General features: G+C 72.5%; 24 protein-coding genes. 12 read left to right on the top strand and 12 right to left on the bottom strand.

Annotated features, from left to right (window positions below):
- Window positions 1–10: 10 nt before the first annotated feature.
- On the bottom strand, window positions 11–400 hold the full coding sequence (locus VIS07_01060; GenBank protein HEY8514085.1) for a cytochrome c: 390 nt from the start codon (window positions 398–400) through the stop codon (window positions 11–13).
- Between the two features lie 187 nt (window positions 401–587).
- Here VIS07_01060 and VIS07_01055 point away from each other — a divergent pair, with 187 nt between their 5' ends.
- On the top strand, window positions 588–2096 hold the full coding sequence (locus VIS07_01055) for an MBL fold metallo-hydrolase (protein HEY8514084.1): 1509 nt from the start codon (window positions 588–590) through the stop codon (window positions 2094–2096).
- Here VIS07_01055 and VIS07_01050 read toward each other — a convergent pair.
- A complete protein-coding gene (locus VIS07_01050) occupies window positions 2093–4087 on the bottom strand; it encodes a protein-L-isoaspartate(D-aspartate) O-methyltransferase (protein HEY8514083.1) in 1995 nt (664 codons plus the stop codon). The two genes, VIS07_01055 and VIS07_01050, sit on opposite strands and share 4 nt — an antisense overlap.
- Window positions 4088–4290: 203 nt before the next feature.
- On the opposite strand from VIS07_01050, the gene VIS07_01045 reads away from it, so the two are divergent.
- Window positions 4291–4719: a CBS domain-containing protein gene (locus VIS07_01045; GenBank protein HEY8514082.1), complete on the top strand. Its 429-nt coding sequence runs from the start codon at window positions 4291–4293 to the stop codon at window positions 4717–4719.
- A 73-nt stretch (window positions 4720–4792) separates the two neighbouring features.
- Here VIS07_01045 and glgP read toward each other — a convergent pair whose 3' ends face one another.
- Window positions 4793–7033, bottom strand: a complete 2241-nt coding sequence (gene glgP / locus VIS07_01040) for an alpha-glucan family phosphorylase (GenBank protein HEY8514081.1) — start codon at window positions 7031–7033, stop codon at window positions 4793–4795.
- Window positions 7030–7251, bottom strand: coding sequence for a hypothetical protein (locus VIS07_01035; protein HEY8514080.1), 222 nt, complete (start codon window positions 7249–7251; stop codon window positions 7030–7032). Before VIS07_01035 ends, glgP begins: the two co-directional genes overlap by 4 nt.
- A gap of 270 nt (window positions 7252–7521) precedes the next feature.
- Here VIS07_01035 and VIS07_01030 point away from each other — a divergent pair, with 270 nt between their 5' ends.
- Complete coding sequence (locus VIS07_01030) at window positions 7522–8028, top strand: DUF3011 domain-containing protein (protein HEY8514079.1); 507 nt, start codon at window positions 7522–7524, stop codon at window positions 8026–8028.
- A gap of 119 nt (window positions 8029–8147) precedes the next feature.
- On the top strand, window positions 8148–8834 hold the full coding sequence (locus tag VIS07_01025; GenBank protein ID HEY8514078.1) for a sulfite exporter TauE/SafE family protein: 687 nt from the start codon (window positions 8148–8150) through the stop codon (window positions 8832–8834).
- A 15-nt stretch (window positions 8835–8849) separates the two neighbouring features.
- On the opposite strand, the gene VIS07_01020 is transcribed toward VIS07_01025, so the two are convergent.
- Window positions 8850–9242 carry a hypothetical protein gene (locus VIS07_01020; protein ID HEY8514077.1) on the bottom strand — a complete coding sequence of 131 codons (393 nt, stop codon included), beginning with the start codon at window positions 9240–9242 and terminating at the stop codon, window positions 8850–8852.
- Between the two features lie 408 nt (window positions 9243–9650).
- Here VIS07_01020 and VIS07_01015 point away from each other — a divergent pair, with 408 nt between their 5' ends.
- From VIS07_01015 to VIS07_00990, 6 genes are read left to right on the top strand one after another with little or no spacing between them, the layout of a single operon-like run.
- Window positions 9651–10442, top strand: coding sequence for a cytochrome c (locus tag VIS07_01015; protein HEY8514076.1), 792 nt, complete (start codon window positions 9651–9653; stop codon window positions 10440–10442).
- Window positions 10439–11839, top strand: a complete 1401-nt coding sequence (locus tag VIS07_01010; GenBank protein HEY8514075.1) for a cbb3-type cytochrome c oxidase subunit I — start codon at window positions 10439–10441, stop codon at window positions 11837–11839. Before VIS07_01015 ends, VIS07_01010 begins: the two co-directional genes overlap by 4 nt.
- Window positions 11840–12478, top strand: coding sequence for a cbb3-type cytochrome c oxidase subunit II (locus VIS07_01005; protein ID HEY8514074.1), 639 nt, complete (start codon window positions 11840–11842; stop codon window positions 12476–12478).
- On the top strand, window positions 12478–12780 hold the full coding sequence (locus VIS07_01000) for a hypothetical protein (protein HEY8514073.1): 303 nt from the start codon (window positions 12478–12480) through the stop codon (window positions 12778–12780). The genes VIS07_01005 and VIS07_01000 overlap by 1 nt, the downstream gene beginning before the upstream one ends.
- Window positions 12773–13042, top strand: coding sequence for a hypothetical protein (locus VIS07_00995; protein HEY8514072.1), 270 nt, complete (start codon window positions 12773–12775; stop codon window positions 13040–13042). Before VIS07_01000 ends, VIS07_00995 begins: the two co-directional genes overlap by 8 nt.
- A 2-nt stretch (window positions 13043–13044) precedes the next feature.
- The gene (locus VIS07_00990; protein HEY8514071.1) at window positions 13045–15228 is read left to right on the top strand and encodes a heavy metal translocating P-type ATPase; all 2184 of its coding nucleotides are present in this window, start codon (window positions 13045–13047) and stop codon (window positions 15226–15228) included.
- 90 nt (window positions 15229–15318) lie between these two features.
- Here VIS07_00990 and VIS07_00985 read toward each other — a convergent pair whose 3' ends face one another.
- From VIS07_00985 to VIS07_00965, 5 genes are read right to left on the bottom strand one after another with little or no spacing between them, the layout of a single operon-like run.
- Window positions 15319–16506, bottom strand: a complete 1188-nt coding sequence (locus VIS07_00985) for a cytochrome P450 (protein ID HEY8514070.1) — start codon at window positions 16504–16506, stop codon at window positions 15319–15321.
- Window positions 16506–17612, bottom strand: coding sequence for an ABC transporter substrate-binding protein (locus tag VIS07_00980; GenBank protein HEY8514069.1), 1107 nt, complete (start codon window positions 17610–17612; stop codon window positions 16506–16508). Before VIS07_00980 ends, VIS07_00985 begins: the two co-directional genes overlap by 1 nt.
- A gap of 4 nt (window positions 17613–17616) precedes the next feature.
- Window positions 17617–18828: a cytochrome P450 gene (locus VIS07_00975; GenBank protein ID HEY8514068.1), complete on the bottom strand. Its 1212-nt coding sequence runs from the start codon at window positions 18826–18828 to the stop codon at window positions 17617–17619.
- Window positions 18829–18838: 10 nt separating this feature from the next.
- Complete coding sequence (locus VIS07_00970) at window positions 18839–20161, bottom strand: amidohydrolase family protein (GenBank protein HEY8514067.1); 1323 nt, start codon at window positions 20159–20161, stop codon at window positions 18839–18841.
- Window positions 20162–20186: 25 nt separating this feature from the next.
- Window positions 20187–20831, bottom strand: coding sequence for a TetR/AcrR family transcriptional regulator (locus VIS07_00965; protein HEY8514066.1), 645 nt, complete (start codon window positions 20829–20831; stop codon window positions 20187–20189).
- A 140-nt stretch (window positions 20832–20971) separates the two neighbouring features.
- On the opposite strand from VIS07_00965, the gene VIS07_00960 reads away from it, so the two are divergent.
- Window positions 20972–21496, top strand: a complete 525-nt coding sequence (locus VIS07_00960; GenBank protein HEY8514065.1) for a hypothetical protein — start codon at window positions 20972–20974, stop codon at window positions 21494–21496.
- Between the two features lie 112 nt (window positions 21497–21608).
- On the opposite strand, the gene VIS07_00955 is transcribed toward VIS07_00960, so the two are convergent.
- Window positions 21609–22622 carry a hypothetical protein gene (locus VIS07_00955; GenBank protein ID HEY8514064.1) on the bottom strand — a complete coding sequence of 338 codons (1014 nt, stop codon included), beginning with the start codon at window positions 22620–22622 and terminating at the stop codon, window positions 21609–21611.
- A 93-nt stretch (window positions 22623–22715) separates the two neighbouring features.
- On the opposite strand from VIS07_00955, the gene VIS07_00950 reads away from it, so the two are divergent.
- Entirely contained in the window at window positions 22716–23777 is a 1062-nt protein-coding gene (locus tag VIS07_00950; protein HEY8514063.1) for an AraC family transcriptional regulator ligand-binding domain-containing protein, read from the top strand.
- Here the strand turns inward: VIS07_00950 and VIS07_00945 are convergent.
- Complete coding sequence (locus tag VIS07_00945) at window positions 23747–24079, bottom strand: MoaD/ThiS family protein (GenBank protein ID HEY8514062.1); 333 nt, start codon at window positions 24077–24079, stop codon at window positions 23747–23749. The genes VIS07_00950 and VIS07_00945 overlap by 31 nt on opposite strands.
- Window positions 24080–24085: the final 6 nt, after the last annotated feature.

The following is a 24085-nucleotide window of genomic DNA, read 5'->3' as shown; positions in this document are numbered from 1 at the left end:
GTCCGCGGGGTCAGTTCTTCCCGTCCTTGTCGGACTTCTGCAGGCTGCGCACGTACTCGGCGAGGATCTGCTCGGTGCTGAGCGCCGCGCGGTGCTGGCGCGGGCTTCCCTCGAGCGCGTGCTCGAAGACGCGTCCCCAGACCGGCATGGCGGCGTCGCCGTGCGCTCGGATCGTGCGCCGTCCGTCGATGACCTTCATCAGCTCCGGGACGCTGAGGTCCGACTTGGTGAGGTCGGTCGGCGGCGGCGAGAGCGCGGGCGCCGCCGGACCGTCGCCGCGGCCGTCGACGCCGTGGCACGACGCGCACAGCGTCCGATAGAGCTTCTCGCCTTCGCTTTCGCCGCGTGCCGGCTCCGCGGGCGCTGCGAGCCAGGCGAGCGCCGCGACCGCCGTCGTCACGGCGCGCACCACCGGCCTGCGCGCGGCGCGTCGCCGCAGCGCCGCCGAGCGGCTTGCCGTCTCCTCGCAGGGCCCACGGTGCGTTCTGGTCATGACGGCCGTTATCGCGGGCTTCCCGCCAGGGCGCAACCTTCGCCGCTCGTGCGCGGCGCTTCGCGGAGCGGCGACGCTGCTGTAAAGACACCGCGTGCGCGAGCGTCCGCGGAAGGCCGACGGCAAGCGCGCCGGGGACGCGACGACGCTCGCCTTCCTCGGCGGTGCCCGAACCGTCACCGGCTCGAAGCACCTCGTGCGCACGGCGAAGAGCCAGGTGCTGCTCGACTGCGGGATGTTCCAGGGGCAGAAGGAGCTGCGCCTGCGCAACTGGCGCCCGCTGCCGCTCGATCCCGAAGCGGTCTCGGCGGTGGTGCTGAGCCACGCGCACATCGACCACTCCGGCGCCCTGCCGCTCCTCTTCAAGCAAGGATTTCGCGGGCCCGTGTACTGCACGCCCGCGACCGCGGACCTGCTCGCCATCCTGCTGCTCGACGCGGCGCGGTTGCAGGAGGAGGAGGCCGCGTACGCGAACCGGCACGGCTACTCGAAGCACCGTCCGGCGCTGCCGCTCTACACCGCCGAGGACGTCGAGCAGGTGTGGCGTCTCGTCGAGGTGCGCAAGCGCGGCGAGTGGTTCCGCGTCGCCGACGGCGTGTCGGCGCGCCTGCGCCAGGCGGGGCACATCCTGGGCTCGGCGATCGTCGAGCTCGAGATCGACGGACCGCCGCCGCGTCGGCTCGTCTTCTCGGGCGACCTCGGACGCTGGAAGCGGCCGATCCTGCACGACCCGGAGTACATCGACGAGGGCGACGTCGTGCTCGTCGAGTCGACCTACGGCGACCGCGTCCACCCGAGCGACCCGACCTCGATCCTCGCCCAGGTCGTCAACGACACGGTGGAGCGCGGCGGCGTGCTGATCGTTCCCGCGTTCGCCGTCGGGCGCACGCAGGAGCTGGTCTGGGCGCTGCGCCACCTCGAGGACACCGACCGGATTCCGGTCGTGCCGGTCTTCGTCGACAGCCCGATGGCGTCGCACGTGACGCAGATCTACGCGCGTCACCGCGACGAGCACGACGTCGACATGCAGGCGCTCACCGACGCGCAGCGCAACCCGCTCGAGACGCGGCGCTTCGAGCTCGTGCGCTCGGTCGCCGACTCGCGCGAGATCGGCATGGCGCGCGGTCCGATGATCGTCATCGCCGGCAGCGGCATGGCGACCGGCGGACGCGTCCTGCACCACCTGCGACAGCGTCTGCCCGACGAGCGCAACACCGTCCTGCTGACCGGCTTCCAGGCCGCCGGCACGCGCGGACGCTCGCTGCAGGACGGCGCGAAGACGCTACGCATGTTCGGCGAGGAGGTGACCGTGCGAGCGAAGGTCGTCGCGCTCGACGGCTTCTCCGCGCACGCCGACCGTCAAGACATCCTGCGCTGGCTGCGCGGCTTCCGGCGCGCGCCGAGGAAGCTCTGGCTCGTGCACGGCGAGCCCGAAGCGTCGGCGAGCCTCTGCGAGCTCGTCGAGGAGCAGCTCGGCTGGAACGTGAGCGTCGCCGAGGACGGCGCGATGGTGCCGCTCGACGGCGACGTCGCCGCCGTCCGCGAGCGCTCGCGCCACGAGCCGTCGCGCCGCGCGCCGCGACGGCGAGGAGCCGTTCGCTAGCGCGCGCCGTCCGCGAGCTGCTCGAGCACGCGCATGTCCTGCGCGGTCACCGGCAGGACGGTGTGCGACTCGTCGAACCAGATCCACGCGTCGAACTGCAGCGGCAGCGAGGCGTGGAAGTAGTGGCTCTGCAGCTCGGTTTCCGGCCGGTAGATCACGCCGATCGCGCGCTCGAGGCGCGGCGGGACGAGCTCGCCGCGCAGCTCCTCGCGCTCCGGCTCGCGGAGCTGCAGGATGAACGCCGGCACACCGCTCTGGTGGCAGATGCGCTCGTAGCTCTCGGCGTGCGCGTGGCGGACGCGCATCACCTCCATCGGGGCATCCCAGTCGTGCGCGGCGGCGACCGTGCCGTGGTCGGTGCCGAAGCCGACCAGGAAGGCCGCGCGCCCGAAGCGCTCGCGGCAGAGCTGTCCGACGTCGAGCTGGCCGCGCACGCCCATCTCGGTCGCGCGCGCGTCGCCGACGTGCGAGTTGTGCGCCCACACCACGGCCTTCGACTCCGGGCCGTGGAAGTCGAGCAGCGCGAGCAGCGTGTCGAACATGTGCCGGTCGCGCAGGTTCCACGACTCGTCGCCGCCGTAGTACATCACGCGGTAGTAGCGCTCGGCGCTCGCCACGAGCGCCGCGTTGCGCGCGGCGTCGAAGAAGCGATCGCCGTCGCGGGCCGAGTACTCGAGCCGGCGCGCGAGCAGGTCGGCGAGCATCGCGGTCGCCTCCTTCTCGCACACGCGGTAGCGGCCGGTGACGGCGGCGCCGCCGTAGGCCTGGGGATCGTTCTCCCACGGCGTCAAGCATGCATAGCGGCGGCGCGCGATCCTGGCCGCCTCCGGATCGACGCTGTCGAGGTAGTCGAGCACGGCGCGGATCGAGCTGAACATCGAGTAGAGGTCGAGTCCGTAGAAGCCGGTCTGCGCCGCCTCGTCGTGGAACGCGTTCCAGGCGTTCAGCCAGCGCACGAACTCGAGCACCTCGTGGTTGCGCCACATCCAGGTCGGGAAGCGGGAGAACGGACCGCCGGGAAGAGGCGTGCCGTTCGGGAGGCGTCGCACCCAGCGGTTGACCACCGCGGCGTCCGGCCAGTCGCCTTCGATCGCGACGATGCGGAAGCCGTGGCGCTCGATCAGCGCGCGCGTGATGCGCGCCCGCATGCGGTAGAACTCGGAGGTGCCGTGCGTCGCCTCGCCGAGGCAGACGACGCGCGCGTGGGCCATGCGCTCGAGGAGCGGTCCGAGGTCGGCGTCGTCGATCTCGTCGAAGCGCCACGCGCTCTCGCGCACGAGCTGCGCGACCGCTTCCGGCTCGCTCGGGACGTGCGGCGCACGGCCGTCCCAGGGCCGCTCGTCGTCGCGCCAGCCCTGCACGCCGATCAGCGGCACGAAGCGCACGTCGCCGAGCGACTCCTGCTCGAGCGTGCCGTCGGCGCGCCGCGTGATGCGCACGAGCGTCTGCAGCTCGCGGTCCTCGCCGACCGGCATCACGAGCCGTCCGCCGACCGCCAGCTGGTCGAGCAGCGCCTCGGGGACGCTCGGGCCGCCGGCCGCGACCACGATCGCGTCGTACGGCGCGCTCTCGCGCCAGCCGAGCGTGCCGTCGCCGTGGTGCACGGTGACGTTGTCGTAGCCGAGCGCGCGCAGACGCTCGGCGGCGGTGCGCGCGAGCTCCTCGTGGCGCTCGATCGTCACCACCTCGCGCGCGATGCGCGACAGCACCGCGGCGGCGTAGCCCGATCCGGTGCCGACCTCGAGCACGCGATCGCCCGGCTCGAGCTCGAGCGCGGCGGTCATCAGCGCGACGATGAACGGCTGCGAGATGGTCTGGCCGCGCTCGATCGGCAGCGGGCTGTCGCGGTAGGCGAACTCCGCGAGCTCGGGCGGCAGGAACGCCTCGCGTGGCACCTCGCGCATCGCACGCAGCACGTGCGGATCGCGGATGCCGCGCGCCTGGATCTGCGTCGCGACCATGTACTCGCGTTCGGCGGTGGTGTCGCTCATCGCTGCTCCTCCCGCGCAGAGGTCGCCCTGCGCTCAGGATACGCCATCGTCTCGGGGTGGGGGATGCGTGCTGGCCCGCGCCGCTTTCCGACCTGCGAGAACGTCGTGCGGCGACGATTCGCCGGTCCGGGAAGACGAGCGCGCGACGCGCACGAAATCCGGGGTACGTCGCTTGCTGCCGCTGCGTCTCGGGAGGCTTCGCGATGAGCACCGTGCCAGCCGAGCGCAGCGAGGTACGTCATCTGATGACGCCTGTCGTACGGACTCTGCATGTCGACGATCGCCTCGAGGTCGCGGACGACATCATGGCCATGCAACGCATTCGCCACCTGCCGGTCGTCGACGAGCGCGGCGTGGTGTGCGGTGTGGTGAGCCAGCGCGACCTGTTCCGCGGCGCGCTCGCGCAGGCGCTGGGCTACGGACGCACGGCGCAGCAGAAGCTGCACTCGACGCTGCGCGTGAAGGAGGTGATGAGCCCGCACGTGGTCACCATCGGGCCGTTCGAGCCGATCGCCAACGCCGCGCGGCTGATGCTCGAGCACAAGATCGGCTGCCTGCCCGTGGTCGAGGGGCAGCGGCTCGTCGGGATCGTCACCGAGACGGACTTCGTGAAGCTCGCGCTGCCGACGTGAGGCGGCGACGAATCGCTGGGTCGAGGGGGCGGCGGCGCGGGGGCAGGCGAGGGCGGCCATCGTGCGCCGTCGCTCAGGTCGGACGCCCCTGCGCCGCGAGCGGCGTCGTGTCGGGCGGCGCGCTCGCCGAGGTCGGCGTCGGGCGCGGCGCGTAGAGCACGCTTGCGTACTCCTCGACCATGCGCTGCGCGCTGAAGCGCGGCGCGAGCCGCTGCAGCGACGCGCGCACCTTGGCGAGCCAGCGCTCCGGGATCCCGTCCGCGCCGCGCTCGTAGAACTCCGGCACCACCTCGTGCTCGAGGAGATCGAAGAGCACGAGCGCGTCGTGGTCGTCCTGCGTATGCAGGTCGCCGGGCGGCGATTCGATCGCCCAGCCGACGTCGGGCTCGTAGGCCTCGCACCACCAGCCGTCGAGCACGCTCAGGTTGAGGCCGCCGTTGAGCACGACCTTCATGCCGCTCGTGCCGCTCGCCTCGTACGGCGGCCGCGGCAGGTTGAGCCACAGGTCGACGCCCGCGACCAGGCGGCGCGCGATGTCGAGGTCGTAGTCCTCGAGAAACGCGATGCGCCGCCCGACGTTCGGCATGCGCCGGACCTCGAGCAGGCGGCGCAGCGTCTGCTTCGCCTCGTCGTCCGCAGGATGCGCCTTGCCCGCGATCACGATCTGGATCGGCGCCGCCGCGTCGTCGAGCAGCCGCAGACCGCGCTCGAGGCGGTGCATCAGCAGGTGCAGCCGCTTGTAGGTCGCGACGCGGCGTCCGAAGCCGATGGTCAGCGTGTCCTCGTCGAAGACCTGCGCCGCCTGCTCGACGTAGCTCGGCGGCTCGCCGTGCGACAGCCGATCGCGCACCGACTTGTCGCGGACGAAGCCGACGAGGTGGGCGCGCAGCGCGCGCCGCGTCTCCCACAGCTCGCGCGACGGGATCTGCGCGACCGGCTCCCAGGTCTCCGGCTCGGCGACGCGCTCGCGCCAGCCGGGCGTCAAGTAGCGATCGAGCAGCGACTGCATCCGGCGCGACATCCAGGACGTCGTGTGGACGCCGTTCGTGACGTGCTCGATCGGGACCTCGGAGATCTCCCTCTCGGACCACAGCGGCTGCCACATGACCCGCGCGACCTCGCCGTGCCGGCGCGACACCCCGATCGACTTGCGGCTCGTGCGCAGCGCGAGCGGCGTGATGTTCATCGGCTCGTGCTGGTCTTCGGCGCGGAAGCGTCCGAAGCCGTACATCCTGTCGCGCGGCAGCCCGCAGCGGTCGATGTAGCAGCCGAGCACCGGCTCGACCTCCTCCATCGCGTACCACTCGTTGCCGGCCGCGACCGGCGTGTGCGTCGTGAAGACGCTGCCGGCGCGCACCACCTCGAGGGCGTCGTCGACGTCGCGCCCGTCGGCGACGAGCGCGGCGAGACGCTCGACGTTGGCGAGCGCCGCGTGTCCTTCGTTCAGGTGGAGGAGGCCGGGACGCACGCCGAGCGCCGCGAGCGCGCGCACGCCACCGACGCCGAGCACCGCGTACTGCGCGAGCCGCGTGTGTCGGTCGCCGACGTAGAGCCGCGCGGTGATCCAGCGGTCGATGGTCGCGTTGGGCTCGAAGTCGGTGTCGAGGAGGTAGAGCGGCACGCGGCCGATGTCGGCGCGCCAGATCTGCACCTGCACGTGACGGTTGCGGATCTCCACCGACACCGTGAGCGGCCTGCCGTCGTCGGTCGTGACACGCACGAGCGGATGGCGCTCGAAGTCCGTCGCCACCCACGACTCGTGCTGCCAGCCCGAGAGGTCGAGCCGCTGGTGGAAGTAGCCCTGACGGTAGAGGAGCCCGATGCCGACCATCGGCAGCGCCGTGTCCGACGCGGCCTTCAGCACGTCGCCGGCGAGCACGCCGAGCCCGCCGCCGTAGAGCGGCAGCGTCGCGTGCACGGCGAACTCCGAGCAGAAGTATGCGACCGGCCGCTCGGCGCCGACGACGCCGATGGTCCGGCTCGGACGCGCGCGCTGCGCCTCGAGCCGCTGCTCCTGCTCCCCGAGGCGCGCGAGGAAGCCCGCGTCGCCGGCGAGCTCGCGCAGGCGGTGCGGCGCGACGGCCTCGATCAGCCAGCGCGGGTTGCCGCCCGAGCGGATCCACAGCGTCGGGTCGATCGTGCGGAAGAGCTGCGGGCCGCCAAGTGCCCAGGTCCACGAGTAGTCGTAGGCGACGCGCGCGAGCGCGACGAGCGGCTCGGGCAGACGCTCCGCGAGCACGGCGATCGCGCGCTCGACGTCGCGGCGGCCGTCACCGCCCGAGCGGACCGCATGGCTCGCCGCGCCCGTGGTCACGCGCTCGCTCGTGCGGTGAGATGTCGCGAAGCAGGCTCGTGATGCAGCGGGTCGGGGCGCGAGAGATCGAGCGCGCCGTTGTGCTTGACGTTCTCGCCGTGCGCGCGACGGTGCGTGAGCAACGAGACCCGGCCTTCGTGCAGCGCGCCGTCGCGTCCCTCTCGCGCGAGGAAGCTCGCGACGAAGACGAACGGACGCTCGTCGTGCACGTACTGCACAGGATCTCTCTTGATGCGAGACGGCGGGATCCTACACCAGTCGCCTGCCGTGGAATACCCCGTTTGCCGGCTCCGGCCGTGAAGCGCCTCGCCCGTGATGCCGCGCGATGGGCCGCGGCGCGGACGGTCGCGGATTGCGCCGCGCCATCTCGCCTGCCGAAGCGATTGCGCCGCAACCGCTCGCTCGCCCAAGCGAACGCGCGCCCCTTAGGGGAAACTCCCGACCCCGGCCCTTGCGTGGCCCCGCGGGCCCGGGACATGGATGGACCCATGATCGCGCAGCGCACCCTTCTCGCGGCGGCCGCGGTGCTGGCCCTGCTCGCGTCCGCGACCGTCGACGGCGAGGCTCGCGTCTGGCCTCCGGCGGTGCGGATCGAGTGCAGCTCCCTGAAGGGCAAGCACGCCTACTGCCGCACGCACACCGTCGGACGCGTGCGCCTCGAGCGTCAGCTCAGCAAGGCGCCGTGCCGGCAGTACCAGACCTGGGGCAGCGACGGGGACGGCAGCGGCGTCTGGGTGCGCGACGGCTGCCGCGGCGTCTTCGTCGTCGACCGCGGCTCGTGGTCGGGGCGCGACCAGCCGGATCGCGGCAAGCGCATCACCTGCACGTCGCGCGACTACGGCTACGCGCACTGCCCGGTCTCGACCTGGGGGCACAAGGTGCACCTCGTCCGGCAGCTGAGCCGCGAGCGCTGCGTGCGCGGCGACAACTGGGGCGTCGACTGGCGCGGCATCTGGGTCGACCGCGGCTGCAACGCGGAGTTCGTCGTCGATTGACGGCGACGCACGCCGACGCCGCGAGGAATCGCTGGTGTCGACGGGACAGCGAGCTGCGGACGCCGACGCCGACGGCGGGTCGCTGACGCAGAAGCACGGCGCGGCGTCGGGCACCGTCCTTGCTCCCCGCGGGCGGCGTGCTCTACCTCTTCGCCTTCCTGGGGGGGCTCGCGGGCTCGCTGCACTGCGTGGGGATGTGCGGCGTCTTCCCGCTCGCGCTCGCCCGCGCGCGACGGCAGGACAACCTCGCGCGCCAGGTGCTCTACAACGCGGGCCGGCTGAACACGCTCGCCTTCGTCGGCGCGCTGAGCGGCGGGCTCGGCGCGGCGCTGGTCACGACCGCGTCGGTGCAGCTCGCCGAGCGCGTGCTCGCCGTGGTCGCGGGGGTCGTGATCGTGCTCGTCGGGCTCGAGATGCTGGGCGTCGTCGCGGGGCTCTCGGCGCGCTTCGTCCTGCTGCCGCAGCGCGCGCTCGCGAGCTCGCTCGGCTCGGTGCTCGCGTCGGGCTCGCGCGGCGCGCCGCTCGCGCTCGGCGTGGTGAACGCGTTCCTCCCGTGCCACCTGGTCTACGCGTTCGCGGCGCGTGCGGCGGCGACCGCGTCGGCGCTCGAGGGCGCGCTCGTCATGCTCGCCTTCGGGCTCGGCACGCTGCCCGCGATGCTGACCCTCGGGCTCACGCGGCTTCTCGCGCGTCCGGCGCTGCGCTCGCGCCTCTCGCTCGCAGCCGGCGTGCTCGTCGTCGCCTTCGGCGTGCTCACCGTGCTGCGCGGCGTGCTGCCGCCGGACGCGCAGGTGCACCTGCACTGAAGCTCCGCGACGCGCTCAGGGCGACGCGGCGATGCCCAGCACGAGCGCCAGCGTCGCGGTGAGGATCAGCTTCAGCGCCGCGAGCACCGCGCTCGCGCCGAGCCACAGCCCGAAGCGCAGCTCCCGGTTGCGCGCGAGCGCCGCCGCGACGCCGAGCGGGATCACCGCATAGCTCACGACGATGCGCGCGAAGTCGCCCTCGCCGAGGTGGCGCCAGAGCGGACCGCCGAGGAAGGCGTAGACCAGGCAGGCGAGGGTGAGGATCGCGACGAACTGCGCGCGCGTCAGGTGAAGCGGCGTCCACGGACCGCGCACCGGAAGCGGCGCGAACAGCGGTGCGCGCGACCGCGCCGCCTGCGCCACCGGCGTCTCGTCCTCGTCCAACGACCTCGCTCTCACCTGCTGCATGCGTTCTTCGACCTCGTTCGCAGTTTCTGGGCGGGTTCGGGGTCGCCGATTCCCAGCGCTGGGAAAAGCGCGCGTCCCGAGTCCGCAGGAACGCGTACCGTACGTGGCATACGGCTTGCCGTCACCGGCGCGGCGACCATGGCCCACGACAGCGAGCAGTTCCCGCGCCACCTCGCGCGAATCGCACCATTCACATTCTCGGACCGACGCGACCGACGGCGTCCGGAGCGCGCGAGGCTCGCGCGGGACGCCCGCCGCGCCCGCGTCGCTCGACCGTTCGAGCGGCTCACGGCACCTCGAGCCCGCGAGCGTCGGCGACGCGGGCGCGAGCGGTGTCTCGCTGCGGCGTTCGCGATCGCGCTGCTCGCGCTCGCATCGGCGGCGCGCGAGGCGAGCGCAGGTCCGCCGGTGACGCCGCAAGCCGAGACCATCGCGCGCGGCAAGGCGGTCTACGAGACGTACTGCGCGGGCTGCCACGGCGTGAACGGCGACGGCAAGGGCCCGGCCGCGGCGATGCTGCTCGTCAAGCCACGCGACTTCACGAGCGGCGTCTACAAGTTTCGCACGACGCCGAACGGCGCGCTGCCGACCGACGCGGATCTCTTCCGCACGATCACCAACGGCGTGAACCGTACCTCGATGCCCGAGTGGTCGCTGCTCTCCGAGCGCGACCGCTGGGCGCTCGTCGCGTATCTCAAGACCTTCTACCCGCGCTGGGCGGAGGAGGAGGGCGCGGCGACGCCGATCCACGTCCCGCGGCCGCCGGCGACGCTCGGCTCGCCCGAGTCGGTCGCGCGCGGGCGCGAGCTCTACGAGATGCTCGACTGCGGACGCTGTCACGGCGACGCGGGACGCGGCGACGGGCCCTCGGCCGCGACGCTCGCGCCCGACGGCTGGGGCAACCCGCAGAAGCCGTTCGACTTCACCAAGGGCGCGCTCAAGAGCGGTGCCGCGCCCGAGGACGTCTACCGGACGTTCATGACCGGGCTGAACGGCACGGCGATGCCCTCGTACGCCGACGTCTTCGAGAACCCCGACGGCGAGAGCATCCACCCGGGCGACGCCTGGAACCTCGTCTCGTACATCCTGTCGCTGCGCGCCAAGCCGCGCGGCGGTGCGACGCTCGCGGCGCACGCGAACGCCACCGACGCGCACGCCGTCGCGAGCGCCGCGTCGCGCGACCACCAGGAGGTCCCGTGATCGCGAAGGTCGCGACCGTCAATCACCGCGCGCTCGTCAACCTCGACCTGGTGCGCTGGCATCTCGTCGCGAGCGCCGCGTTCCTCGTGGTGTCGCTGCTCGGCGGGCTCGCCTACGCGTTCCAGTTCAACGGCCTCTACCCGTTCGAGGGGGTCGAATGGCTGTCGCCGGGCCGCGTCCGCATGGTGCACACCAACATGGCGGCGTACGGCTTCATCGCCAACGCCTTCATCGCGGGGCTGCTGTTCGCGATCCCGCGTCTGACCGGCCAGCCGATCCTCTCCGACCGCCTCGGCTGGGTGATCTTCGGCGCCTGGCAGCTCTTCATGGTGCTGACCATCGTCGGCCAGCTCGCCGGCTACGGACAGGCGATCGAGTGGGGCGAGACGCCGATCTTCGTCGACCCGCTGATCCTCGTCGGGCTCGTGCTGCTCGTCATCAACATGACGGCGCCGATCGTGCGCTCGAAGGAGCAGGGGCTCTACGTGAGCCTGTGGTACTTCCTCGCCGCGTTCGCGTGGACCGGGCTCGTCTACTTCATGGGCAACTACCTGCCGCAGTTCTGGGTCCCGGGCACGGCGGGTGCGGCGATCACCGGGCTCTTCATCCACGACCTGGTCGGTCTCTTCGTCACGCCGATCGGCTGGGGGCTGATGTACTACTTCGTGCCGCTGCTGCTGCGGAAGCCGATCTGGAGCCACGCGCTGTCGCTGATCGGCTTCTGGGGGATCGCGTTCTTCTACCCGATGCAGGGCGTGCACCACTTCCTGTTCAGCCCGATCCCGATGTACGCGCAGTACGGCGCGGTGGTCGCGACGATCGCGATCGAGGTCGTGGTGCTCACCGTGCTGGTGAACTTCTTCGGCACGCTGCACGGGCGCTCGGAGGCGGTGCGCGGCAACCTCGCGATCCGCTGGTTCTACACCGGCATGATCATGTACGGGCTCACCTGCCTGCAGTGCGCCTTCCAGGTGACGCTGACCTTCCAGAAGGTGATTCACTTCACCGACTGGGTGGTGGGCCACGCCCACATGGTGATGTTCGGCGTCTTCGGCTTCTGGATCTTCGGCTTCTTCGTCGAGCTCTGGCCGCGGGTGATGGGTCGCGCCTGGGTGCAGCCGCGGCTCTTGACGGCGCACTACTGGCTCACGCTCGCCGGGCTGTCGCTGATGATCGTCGATCTGACGGCGGCGGGTCTCGTGCAGGGCTTCAGCTGGGCCGGGCTCGCGCACTGGGGCCAGTCGGTGAAGGACTCGATGCCGTTCTGGTGGGTGCGAACCTTCGCCGGGTTGATGATCATCACGGGCCAGGTGTTCTTCCTCTACGCGCTGTGGGCGACCGCACGGCGCCGCGTCGAGCGCATCGTGCCGGAGCCGCTTCCCCTGGAGGCCGCCTGAATGGAGCGCTTCGCCTCGACGTTCCTCGTCGCCGGGGTGGTGACCTTCCTCCTCGGCTTCTTCCTGCAGGGCGCGATGCCGATGATCACGCTGCGCGACGTGCCCGTGCGCACGGTCGAGGAGATCGCGCAGGACGTGCCGCCCGAGTTCGTGCAGCTCGCGGAGGACTACCCCGAGGAGTTCGAGCGCAGCTTCGGCACGCCCGACGCGAAGAGCTTCGCGCGCGCGCTGGTGATGGGGCGCGACTGGTACATCGCCGAGGGCTGCTGGCACTGCCACTCGCAGTTCGTCCGCCCGGTGTCGAACGAGGATCAGCGCTTCGGTCCGGTGTCGGTCGCGAGCGAGTACCAGAACGAGATGAACCTGCCGCACCTCTTCGGCACGCGACGCGTCGGGCCGGACCTCATCCGTGAAGCGGGTCGACACTCGAACGACTGGCACATGGCGCACCTCTACGACCCGACGAGCGTCGTGCCGTACTCGGTGATGCCGTCGTACCGCTGGATGTTCGACGAGGAGCGGCGTCCGACGGAGCGCGCGCTCGCGCTCGTCACCTACCTGCAGTGGCTCGGGAGCTGGGTGAAGGACGGCGTGATCCACGAGCCGGGTGCGCCGGCGTCCGTGGGAGGGCAGGGCTGATGTCGCGCAAGAGTGTCGTGCTGTTCGCGATGACGGTGCTGGTGATGGCCGTCGCCGGACTCGCCTTCGTCTACAAGATGGCCGAGTTCGCGATGACCATGATCGAGGACGACGTCGTGGGCTTCGGCGCCGTGACGGTCGTCACCTACCTGCTCGGCATGCTGCCGATTCTGTTCATGACGCTGTGGGCGGTGTTCTCCGGACGCTTCCGCGACATCGAGGCGCCGAAGTACCGGATGCTCGAGCTCGACGAGCAGATCGAGCGCGGCGGCGAGCTCTACGCGGAGGTATCCCGTGCCTGAGCGGAAGGGAGCGCTGCACGCGCCGCCGCCCGCCGCACCGGACGAGACGTCGCACGACGAGACGCTGATCGCGCAGCCCGACCCCGGTCCGATCGTCGCGGGCCCGCGCGAGAGCGCGGCCGCCGCGTCGCGCCCGGAGCACGCGCTCGATGGGCGCTACCTGCACTACGAGGAGAACCCCGCGCCCTGGTGGGTCGGGCTGATGTGGGTGGCGTTCTTCCTCTTCTCGGCCGTCTACCTCGTCGTCGGCCTCGTCGGCTGACCGTGGCCGGCGACTGCGCGCACTGCGGGCTGCCGATCCGCGGGCGCCCGGTGCGCGGGACGGTCGGCGGCGAGCGCGGCGCGTTCTGCTGCATCGGCTGCCTGCTCGCCATGCAGGTGACGCGGGCGCGCGGCGAGGCGGGCGCCGCCGCGAGCCTCGTCGTGCGGCTCAGCGTGGCCGTCTTCTTCGCGATGAACGTGATGATGACGAGCATGCCGAGCTACGTGCCGCAGGTGTACGGCGACGGCGAGGCTGTGATTGACGGGCCGCTGTTCGCGCTGCTGCGCGTGCTCGCGGCCTTCTTCGCGCTGCCGGTGCTCGCGATCCTCGGCGGCCCGATCGCCTCCTCTGCGCTCGCAGCGCTGCGCGGTGGACGGGCGAGCAGCGACCTCCTCGTCCTGCTCGCGGTGCTCGCCGCCTACGGGCTGTCGCTCGCCAACACGCTCGCCGGGCGCAGCGACGTCTACTTCGACACCGCGGTGATGCTGCTCGTGCTGGTCACGCTCGGGCGCTACCTCGAGGCGGAGGCGCGCGCCGAGGCGGGCCGCGCGGTGCGCGCGGTCATGGCGCCGCAGCCGGAGGTCGCGCGTCGCGTGCGTGGCGAGCGGCTCGAGACGACGCCGATCGACGCGCTCGTGCCGGGCGACGTGATCGAGGTCGCGCCGGGCGAGGTCTTTCCCACCGACGGCGTGGTGCTCGACGGCGAGGCGTCGTGCGACGAGTCGGCGCTCACCGGCGAGAGCCGACCCGTACCCAAGGCGCCGGGCAGCGCGGTCGCGGGCGGCACGTGCAGCATCGACGGCCGGCTGCGCGTGCGCGTCACCGAGCCCGCCGCGTCGAGCGCCGCCGCGCGGATCGCGGCGCTGATCGAGGCCGCGCGACGCGAGCGCGCGCCGATGGAGCGTCTCGCCGATCGCGTCGCAGCCGCGCTCGTTCCGCTCGTGCTCGTCGTCGCCGCCGGCGCGGGCGCGTGGTGGGCGGTCGACGCCGGCGTGGAGCGTGGCGCGCTGGTCGCGATCGCCGTGCTGGTCGTCGCCTGCCCGTGCGCGCTCGGCATCGCGACGCCGGTCGCCGTCGCACGAGGTCTCGCGCTCGCCGCACGGCGCGGCGTCGTCGTGCGCAGCGCGGCACTCCTCGAGCGCGCGGCGGACGCGGCGCACGTCGTCTTCGACAAGACGGGGACGCTCACCGAGCCGCTGCCGCGTCTGGTCGCGGTGCGCGTGATGGACGGTTGCTCGACGGAGGACGAGCTGCTCGCGCGCGCCGCCGCGCTCGAGCAGGGGCTCGCGCACCCGCTCGCGCGGGCGATCGCGGCGGCCGCTGCTTCGCGCGGTCTCGAGCCGTCGTCCGCGCGCGACGTGCGCCTCGTGCCGGGACGCGGCGTGCGTGGCGAGGTCGCGGGCGAGGAGCTCTTCGTCGGCGCGCCGGCGCCGGGCGACCTGGCCGCGCTCGGCGAGACGGACGCGCGCGACATCTCGACCGACGCGCGCGACACGATGCTCGTCGTCGTGCGCCGCGGCGCGCGGGTCGTCGGCGCGCTCGAGCTCGGCGAGCGGCCGCGCCCCGGCGCGCGGGACGCGGTCGCGGAGCTGCGCGCGCTCGGCCTCGGGATCTCCGTCCTCTCCGGCGACCGCTCGGTCGCGGCCATCGTGCCGAACGTCGCCCGCGCCACGGAGGTCGAGGCGGGGCTCCTGCCGGAGGACAAGGTGGCGCGGCTGCGCGCGCTGCGCGCGGCGCTCGGTCGCCGCGCCGCGGCGCTCGTCATGGTCGGCGACGGGATCAACGACGCCCCGGCGCTCGCCGCGGCCGACCTCGGCATCGCGGTCGCGGGTGCGACCGACCTCGCGCGGCTCACGGCCGACGTGGTCCTGCTGCGCGGCGAGCTCGCCGACGTGCCGTGGCTCGTCACGCACGCGCGGCGCGTGCGCCGGGTCGCGCGTCAGAACCTCGCCTGGGCCTTCGGCTACAACGCGGCGGCGGTGGTGCTCGCCGCGGCGGGCGCGCTCACGCCGCTGGTCGCGGCGCTCGCCATGCTCGCGAGCTCGGTCGCGGTCGTGGCGAACGCGCGGCGGATGCGCGCGGGCGCGTCGCTCGCCGCAACACCGGTGCAAGCCGGCCGGCGCGCGGAGCGCGCTCGTGTGGCGCAGGAAGGCTCTCCCGAGCAGAGCGCCCGAGCAGCGGCGTGAGGACCGGCGGCGCGGACGCGGCCGCGCCAGTCTTTGCACGCCGCGCGTCCGGGTGCGGGCGTCCTCGAGCACGACGCCGTGGCGTCGACGTCAAGTACAGACGACGGGCAGGCTCTCGATGCCGGTGATGAAGTTCGACGCCCGCATCGGCGGCGGCGCGTCGCTCGCGAGCCGCAGCTCGGGCATGCGGCGCAGCGCTTCCTCCATCATCACCCGCAGCTCGAGGCGCGCGAGGTTCGCGCCCAGGCAGAAGTGCGCGCCGATGCCGAAGGCGAGGTGGTCGTTCGGCGTGCGCGTCACGTCGAAGCGGAACGGGTCGCGGAACACCTTCGCGTCGCGGTTCGCGGACGGGTAGAGCAGGAGCACCTTCTCGCCGGCCGCGATCTTCTGGCCGCGCAGCTCGACGTCGCGCGACGCGGTGCGCGCCATGTTCTGGATCGGGCTCACCCAGCGCAGCATCTCCTCGACCGCGGTCGGGATGCGCTGCGGCTTGCGCGCGAGCAGCTCGCGCTGCTCCGGGTGCAGCAGGAGCTGGTACATGCCGCCCGACAGCACGTGCCGCGTGGTCTCGTCGCCGCCGATCAGGATGAGCAGCGACTCCATCACCAGCTCGTCGTCCGACAGACGCTCGCCGTCGACCTCGGCGTGCACGAGCACGCTCACGAGGTCGTCCTTCGGATGCGCGCGCCGGTCCTCGATGACGCGCCGCTGGTAGACGCTGTACTCCTCGAAGGCGCGCGCCGCGCCGTCGATCAGCGCCGGGTCCGTCGAGCCGGTGCTGACGAGCATCGCCTCGGACCACTCGAGCAGCTTCGGATAGTCCTCCTCCTCGACGCCGAGCATGTCGCCGATCACGATCAGCGGCAGCCAGGCGGCGACGTCCTTGACGAAGTCGAACGTGCCGCGCGCCCGCGCGCGCTCGAGGAGATCGATCGAGATCTGGCGCACGCGCGGCTCGCGCTCGAGCACGCGGCGCGGCGTGAAGCCCTTGCTCACGAGCGACCGGCGCTTCTTGTGCTCGGGGTCGTCCATGTCGATCATGTAGGGCATCGGCGGGTTGTCGGGACGGATGCCGCCGCTGTTGCGCCAGGTCGCGGAGTCCTTCGCGAGCGCCAGCACGTCCTCGTAGAGCGTGATGCCCCACACCTGACCGCGCTCGTCCCAGTAGACCGGCGCGTGCTCGCGCATCCAGGCGAGGTGCGGGTGCGGATCGTTGCCGTAGAAGGCGCCGTCGGTCAGGCGGACGGCGTCGTTCAGCGGGTGGTTCGGCTTCGCCATCAGAAGGCCCCCGGTGCGGGCTCGTAGAGCCCCTCGAGCTCGAGCTTGCCGTTGCGGACGCGGCCGTAGAGCAGCCAGTCGCCCTTCAGCATCTTGTGGTCGTACGGACTGCACGCGATGTGCGTGCGCGGACCGCCGGTCGTCGACGGCATGAAGCGGATGCGCTCGAGCCCTTCCTTGACGCCCGGACCGGTGAGCAGTGGCGCGCGATGCAGCGCCTCGACCATGACGCGCGCGGTGTCGTAGGCGAGCACCGGGATCGCGTTCGGCCACATCGGCGGGTTCGTCCCGTAGCGCTTCTCGAAGCGCGCGCGGAAGGGCTCGACGAGCGGGTTCTCGAGGCAGAGCTGGTCGATCCCGACCCAGCCCTCGAAGTGCTCGAAGCCGACCAGGTAGAACATGAACGCCGTCGTCATGATGCGCGGCGGGTCCCAGCCGATCTTCTCGAGCGCGGGGCGCACGAGCCCCTGCGCGAAGAGCATCCCGTAGCCCATGTAGGCGAGCGCGTCGCAGTTCGCCTGCTTCAGGTTGGCGAGGCTCTCGGCGAGGTCGCGCGGCTGCTGCGACACGGTCTCGACGGCGCCGATCGACAGCTCGAGCCGGCGGCACTCCTGGCGGAAGAAGCGGAAGTACTCCTCGCCGTTCGGCGACACCTCGTTCAGCACCGCGATGCGCCGGTAGCCCTTGCGCTTGAGCCAGTGCGCCATGAGCGCGGCGTCGCCGCCGCAGTCGCCGTTGCCGAGCTGGAAGCAGTACTCGCCGGAGAAGCGCTCGGTGCCGCACCACGAGATCAGCGGCACCTTGAGCTCGTTGACCACCGGCGCGACCGCGATCGCGTTGTCCGAGCTGTACGCGCCGGCGACGATCACGCAGCCTTGCTCGACGAGCCACTTGTAGCCCGCGATCGCGTTGTGCGCGGAGCCGTTCGGCAGCCCGTCCTCCTCGTGGATCACGTGCTCGACGCCGCGCGTGAAGACGCCTTGCTCGCGCGCTTCCTCGAACGCCATCCGGTGGATCTTGTCGTAGCCGCCGCCCTCGCCGTCGAGGCAGGCGCCGAGCCAGCCGACCTTGACCGGCAGGAACTCGTTGCGCGCGCGTCGCGCCATCGTCTCAACCCTCCCTGCGGCCGGGCGTGAACGAGATCGGCATCGCGGCGAAGCCGCGGACGTTCATCGAGTGCACGCGCTCGAGGCCGCTCGGGTCGATCTCGAAGTCCGGCAAGCGACGGCACACCTCCTCGAGCGCGACCCGTCCCTCGAGGCGCGCGAGCGACGCGCCCATGCAGAAGTGCGTGCCCTTGCCGAAGGCGAGGTGCGCGCTCGCGTCGCGCCGGACGTCGTAGGCGTCGGGATTCGGGAAGACGCGCTCGTCGCGGTTCGCGGCCCCGATCAGGATCAGCACGCGCTCGCCGTCCTGCAGGCGCTCGCCGTGCAGCTCGTAGCCGCCGCGCACCGTGCGCGCGAGCATCTGCGTCGAGGGATCGTAGCGCAGCGTCTCCTCGACCCACGCCGGGATCAGGCTCGGATCGGCGGCGACCAGCGCGCGCTGCTCGGGGTTGCGCCACAGCCAGTAGAGCGCGTTGCCGAGCAGCTTGGTCGTGGTCTCGTTGCCGGCGATCACCATCAAGAACAGAAACGAGATGATCTCCTTGTCGGTGAGGCGGCGGCCGTCGACCTCGGCCGCGAGCAGCGCGCTCGGCAGATCCTCCGTCGGCCGCGCGTGGCGGTCCTTCACCAGGTCCTGGAAGTAGGCGACGATGTTGAGCGCCGCCTCGATGCCCGCCGGCGGGATCTCGCGCACGCCGTCCTCGCGGTGCAGCAGCGTGTCCGCCCAGTGGCGCAGCGTGTCGCGGTCGGCGACCGGGACGCCGAGCATCTCGCTGATCACGTCCATCGGCAGCTTGCCGGCGAAGTCCTTGATGAAGTCGCAGCGTCCCTGCTCGATGACGCGGTCGATGTGCTCGGTCGCGAGCGCGCGGATGCGGGGCTCGAGCTCGGCGACGCGCCTCGGCGTGAAGCCGCGCGCGACGAGCCCGCGCATCACGTCGTGGCGCGGCGGGTCCATGGCGAGGAACGACGCCGTCTCCGACGGGTCGCCGTGCGACGACTGCTCGAGCGACACGCCCTTCGCGTTCGACAGCCGCTCGGTGTCCTTGAACGCGGCGAGCACGTCCTCGTAGCGCGAGATCGCCCAGAAGCCGACGCGCGGGTTGTGGTAGGCGGGCGCCTCGTCGCGCAGCCAGCGGTAGGTCGGGTAGGGGTCCTCGTGGAAGCTCCAGTCGTAGGGATCGAACTCGCGCATCGTGTCGCTCGCTTCGCTCATGTCCCGACCGTCAAGAAGAAGCGCGCGCGGCGTTGCCGTCGAGGACGGTCGCGAGCTGGCGCAGGACGTCGCCCGCGGTGACCGGACGGTCGTGCTCGGCGGGCGGCTTGCCGGCGCGCTCGGAGAGCGGCGTCAGGTCGACGTCCTTCGCCTGCGCGCGCAGCGCGCCGACCGTCGCCTGGTCGCGTCCGCCGACGAGCCCGAGCGCGTCGAAGTGGAAGAAGCGCAGCGCGTTCTGGTGCGTGATCTTGTCGATCTCGTCGTCCGGCACGCCGTGGAGGCTCTTCATCAGACGCTCCGGCGCGTGCGGCCAGGTGCTGTCGGAGTGCGGGTAGTCGCACTCCCAGGAGATGCCGTCGACGCCGATCGCGTCGCGCAGCCGCACGCCGGTCGGGTCGTCGATGAAGCAGGTCAGGAAGTGACGGCGGAAGACGTCGCTCGGACGCTCGCCGCCGAGGTCCCAGCGCGTCCACGCGCGGTGACGCTCGTGCAGGTAGTCGAGGCGGTCGAAGAGGTACGGGATCCAGCCGATGCCGCCCTCGGACAGCGCGACGCGCAGCTCGGGGAAGCGCCGAAAGACGTCGGAGTAGATGAAGTCGGTCGCGGTGTGCAGGCACGCGATCGGCACGCCGGCCATCATGGTCTCGGGCGCCGAGTCGCGCGACGGCGGCTGCGGCTGCCAGACGCTGCCGATGTGGATCGCGAGCACGACCCGCTCGTCGCAGCAGGCGCGCCAGAACGGATCCCACGCGCGGTCGTGGATGCTCGGCAGGCCGAGCAGCGTCGGGTTCTCGGGGAAGGCGACCGCGTGGCAGCCCTTCTTCGCGACGCGCCGCACCTGTTGGGTCATCAAGTCGATGTCCCACAGCGGCAGCTGCGCGAGCGGGATGAAGCGTCCGGGGTAGGACGCGCACCACTCGTCGATGTGCCAATCGTTGTAGGCCTCGAGCATGACGTGCGCGGCCTGCTTGTCCTTCGAGCGCACCCAGAGGATGCCGCAGAACGACGGGAACGAGCCGAAGCACATCGACGCGAGCACGCCGTTCACGTTCATGTCGCGGATGCGCTCGTGCACGTCGTAGCAGCCGCGGCGCATCTGCTCGAAGCTCGTCGGCTCGAAGCCGTACTCCTCGGGCGCGCGCCCCGCGACCGCGTTCAGGCCGACGTTGGGGCGGATCTGGCCCTCGTACGACCAGACGTCGTCGCCGTTCGGCGTGCGGATGACGCGCGGCGCCTTGTCGCGCCACGCCGCCGGCACGTGCCGCTCGAACATGTCGGGCGGCTCGACGACGTGGTCGTCGACGCTGACGAGAACCATGTCTTCGAGGCGCATCGCTCGTCCCTCCGTTCAGACTCGTTCAACCGGCGCGGCGCGCGCGTCGTGCCGGCGTCGCGCGGTGCCCGCCGCTGCGCACGGCGTCGCCGCGTACCGCGGCAGCGAGCTCGGGATGATGCTCCGGGCGCACGACGCCGTAGAGCAGCAGCCGCTTGAGCTCGCGCAGGTAGCGCCGCGTCGCGGCGGCGCTCGCCGACCCGCTCTGCACGCGCAGCGACCACAGCATGGTCGCGCCGAGCAGGATCACCGCGAGCATGTCGGCGTCGATCCCCTCGCGGCTGCCCGGCCCCGTCGCCAGCGCGCGCACGCGTGCCACGTAGTCGCGCCACAGCTCCTCGCTCGGGTGCGGGATCCCGGCGAGCATGCGGAACAGCGACACCCGGATCAGCTCCGGGTGCTCGACGAAGTACTTGACGGTGGCGTCGACGCGCGCGTCCAGGCTCGGCGGCGCGTCGGCGTCGAGCGCTTCCTTGGTGCGACGCCCGAGCCGGTCGAGCACCTCGGCGATCAGCCGCTCCCGGGTCGGGAAGTGCTGGTACGCGGTGCCGCGGTTCACGCCGGCGCGCCGCGCGACGTCGCTCACCGTGACGCCGGACGGCCCGTGCTCGGCCATCATCGCCTGCGCGGCGGCGAGGATCGCCTCGTGCGTCGCCTCCGGGTCGCGCACGCGAGGACGCGTCGCTCCGCGCGCCGGCTCGCTCGTCCGCATGCGCGCGCACTATCCGCGCTCCGGGTGGGTAGTCAACAGGGTTGTTCATTTGGGCGGGCCGTCGTCGGACGCCTGCGCGTCTGCTAGAGGCTCGCGCGATGAACGGCGTACGTGGCTACGAGGACGTGGTGGGGCAGGTCGACGAGGGCGCCCGTGCGCTCGCCGAGCAGGCGCAGAGCGTGCGCGGGATCGCCGCGACGCGAGCCTGGCAGGCGCTGGTCGATCGCATCGTGCGGCGCGCGGAGCGCACGCCGTACCTGCACCTCGACGGCTACATGGAGCGCTTCTGGCTCTTCCGCACGCCGCTGGTGTCGGCGCGCGTGCACCGGATCCTGCGCAGCGACCTCGACCGCGACCTGCACGACCACCCGTGGGACTACGCGAGCGTGATCCTGCGCGGCGGCTACCTCGAGATCACCGAGTCGGGCGAGCGCTGGTACGGTCCGGGCTCGGTGATCGTGCGCAGCGCGACGCACCTGCACCGTCTCGTGCTGCCGCCGGGCACGGCGGCGACGACGCTGTTCATCCACGGCCGCAAGCGCCGCGAGTGGGGCTTCGCGACCGAGCGCGGCTGGGTGCACTGGCGGCAGTACGTCGCGGCGCGCGGCGAGGAGCTGATCTGAGCCCGTGCGCCGCCGCGCCGCGGCCGCGTGTGCGAACCGTCTGGCGTCAAGCAGCGCGCACGCGGCGGGCGTCTTCGGTCGCCCGCGAGCGTCGGAGCGTTCCGAGTCCGGCTCAGCGCGCGTGGCACACCGCGCACTGCACGGCGGAGTCGGCGACCAGCTCGGGATCGTTCGAGGGATCGTCGTCGCTGAAGCGCGCGGCGAGCTCGTCGGCGGTCGCGATGCGCTCCTCGAGCAGCGGGCGGAAGCCCCAGCTCGCGTACGACTCGAAGAGCTGCGCGTTGCCGTAGAGCGCGCGCGCGAGCTCGCCGCGGCCCGCCTTGGCGTACGCGTCGCCGACGAAGAGCCACGTGCCCTCCCAGTTGTGCAGGGCGAGCGGGCCGTTCCAGCACACGCGGTCGGGACCCGAGACGTCCTTCCGTGGAGCCTCGAGCGCGAGCGCCGGGGTCGCCTCGCTCACCGGCAGCTCGCAGGCCGCCATCGTGCGCTCGATCGCGGCGAAGGTGCCGGCGAAGCGCGGATCGTCGCGCTCGAGCCGCGACAGCACGAGGATCGCGACGAACGCGTTGAACTCGGGGTGACGCGCGATCCCGGCCTCGATCTCCGCGAGCCCGCGCGCGACCAGGTCCGCGTCGCCGACGCGGAGCCCGATCCGCATGCGCACGGCGCCGATGAAGCCGTCGATGCGCGCGTCGTCCGGCGCGAGCCGGCTCGCGCTCTCGAGCTGGGCGAGCGCGTCGAAGGCGTGCGTCGCCTCGCGCGCCGGATCGCCGCCGATGCGGCTGATCTCGGCCGCCCCCCAGAGGTTGGCGAGCGCGAGGGTGAGGCCGACCCTCGGGTCGTCGGGCGCGGCGGCCGCCGCGCGCTCGAGGTCCTCGACCAGCGCGGGGACGAGGTCGTAGCGCTGCGTCTCGAACGCTTCGCGGAAGGCAAGGACGGCCGGCGGGTCGCTGGCCGGGCCGGAGAGCTCGGCGCTTCCGCCGCCGTCACCGCACGCGGCGAGCACGGCGAGCGCGAGGAGCGCCGCGCGCGCGGCGAACCGTTCCCTCGGCGCGGCGGCGCAACGCGGACCGTGCCCGGCGTGCGGGCGGAGCAGGGCGCGATGGACGGTCGATGCGTTCTTCATGCCGTGCACGCCTAGCGCAGCTCGCGTCGCGCGAGGATGACCGATCGCGACGAAGGATTGACAAGTCGCGCCACGGGCCTCCTTGATCGGCTCGTGCCGCCGCGACCCACGCAGCCGAGCAGCGACCTGCGCGCGCAGCTCGCCGCGCTCGCCCGGCTCGGCTACGACGCCGAGCGGCTCCGCGCCGCCGCCGGCGTGTCGCGCGAGGACCTCGACGACCCGGAGAAGCGCTTTCCCTACGAGGTGTCGGCGGCGGTGCTCAAGGGCGCCATGGCGGAGCGGAGGCTCACGCACTTGGGTCTCCGCCTTGCGGCGAGCGTCCCGTTCGGCGCCTACGACGTCGTCGACTACCTGGTGTTCAGCTGCGACACCGTGCGCGACGGGCTCGAGCGCCTGGCGCGCTACTTCGCGACCGTGACCCAGGCGGTCTCGCTGCACGTGAGCGACGAACCGGACGAAGCGGGCGTGCGCTTCGAGGTGCGCGACGCGCTCGGCGCTCCGGGCACCTTCCGCTTCGTCTCGGAGTTCACCGCCGCGATCACCGCGCGCCGCCTGCACGAGGGAACGGGCGGCCGCTGCCGCGCGCGCTACGCGGCCTTTCAGCACGACGGCGCGAGCGACGCCGAGCTCGAGGATCTCGTCGGCTGCCCGATTCGCTTCCGCGCCGCGTGGTCCGGGCTCGCGCTGTCGCGCGACGCGGCGGCGCTGCCGTTCGAGCGTCGCGACCCGGTGCTCCGCCGGCTCCTCGAGGACCACGCGCGCGAGCTCGACGCGCGCGTCCTGCCGCTCGAACTCGGCGTCGCGGTGATCCGGCGCGCGGTCGCGGCCGAGCTCGCGAGAGGTGATGCGCGGCTCGCCACCGTCGCGCGACGCCTCGGTACGACGTCCCGCACGCTGCAGCGCAGGCTGCGCGCCGAGGGGCTCTCGCACCAGCAGCTGCTCGACGAGGCGCGACGCGAGGCCGCCGAGCGCTACCTGCGCGAGTCGTCGCTCGCGATCGCCGAGATCGCCTACCTGCTGGGATACTCCGAGCCGAGCGCCTTCCACCGCGCGTTTCGCCGCTGGTCGGGGACGACGCCGAGCGAGGTGCGCGCGCGGGCCGCGGCTCTCCCGTCCGGCGCGACTCAGCCGCCGGCGAGCGGCGCGAGAAGGTAGATCTCGTCGCCGTCGGCGAGCACGCGCTCGCGGTTCTCCTCGACCGGGCAGCGCTCGCCGTTCAGCATCAGCGTGTGCGCGAGGTGCGGGCTCGTCGCGAGCGCCTCGCGCAGACGGATGCCGCGGCGCTCGGCGGCGTCGAGCAACGTCGCGAGGGTCGCGCCCTCGGGCAGCGCGAGCTGCTCGTCGACGTCGTACCAGCCGCTCCCGGTGCGACCCTTGAGCAGGACGCGCACGCGGATCGTGCCGCCGCGCGCCTTGCGGCCGGCGAGGCGCTCGCGCAGGCGGCCGAGGAGCGTCATCCCGCG

It is taken from the genome of Candidatus Binatia bacterium (genome assembly GCA_036563615.1).
Taxonomy (GTDB): Bacteria; Desulfobacterota; Binatia; order UBA12015; family UBA12015; genus DATCMB01.
Note: the sequence above shows the minus strand (reverse complement) of the source record. Positions and strands in the feature narration are given on the sequence as shown.

What these genes read in the sequence shown, in the direction of transcription:
- VIS07_01050 (HEY8514083.1), bottom strand. Translation starts at nt 4,087, where the DNA reads ATGAGCGACACCACCGCCGAACGCGAGTACATGGTCGCGACGCAGATC.
- VIS07_01045 (HEY8514082.1), top strand. Translation starts at nt 4,291, where the DNA reads ATGAGCACCGTGCCAGCCGAGCGCAGCGAGGTACGTCATCTGATGACG.
- VIS07_01030 (HEY8514079.1), top strand. Translation starts at nt 7,522, where the DNA reads ATGATCGCGCAGCGCACCCTTCTCGCGGCGGCCGCGGTGCTGGCCCTG.
- VIS07_01020 (HEY8514077.1), bottom strand. Translation starts at nt 9,242, where the DNA reads ATGCAGCAGGTGAGAGCGAGGTCGTTGGACGAGGACGAGACGCCGGTG.
- VIS07_01005 (HEY8514074.1), top strand. Translation starts at nt 11,840, where the DNA reads ATGGAGCGCTTCGCCTCGACGTTCCTCGTCGCCGGGGTGGTGACCTTC.
- VIS07_01000 (HEY8514073.1), top strand. Translation starts at nt 12,478, where the DNA reads ATGTCGCGCAAGAGTGTCGTGCTGTTCGCGATGACGGTGCTGGTGATG.
- VIS07_00985 (HEY8514070.1), bottom strand. Translation starts at nt 16,506, where the DNA reads ATGGCGAAGCCGAACCACCCGCTGAACGACGCCGTCCGCCTGACCGAC.
- VIS07_00980 (HEY8514069.1), bottom strand. Translation starts at nt 17,612, where the DNA reads ATGGCGCGACGCGCGCGCAACGAGTTCCTGCCGGTCAAGGTCGGCTGG.
- VIS07_00975 (HEY8514068.1), bottom strand. Translation starts at nt 18,828, where the DNA reads ATGAGCGAAGCGAGCGACACGATGCGCGAGTTCGATCCCTACGACTGG.
- VIS07_00970 (HEY8514067.1), bottom strand. Translation starts at nt 20,161, where the DNA reads ATGCGCCTCGAAGACATGGTTCTCGTCAGCGTCGACGACCACGTCGTC.
- VIS07_00960 (HEY8514065.1), top strand. Translation starts at nt 20,972, where the DNA reads ATGAACGGCGTACGTGGCTACGAGGACGTGGTGGGGCAGGTCGACGAG.
- VIS07_00955 (HEY8514064.1), bottom strand. Translation starts at nt 22,622, where the DNA reads ATGAAGAACGCATCGACCGTCCATCGCGCCCTGCTCCGCCCGCACGCC.
- VIS07_00945 (HEY8514062.1), bottom strand. Translation starts at nt 24,079, where the DNA reads ATGACGCTCCTCGGCCGCCTGCGCGAGCGCCTCGCCGGCCGCAAGGCG.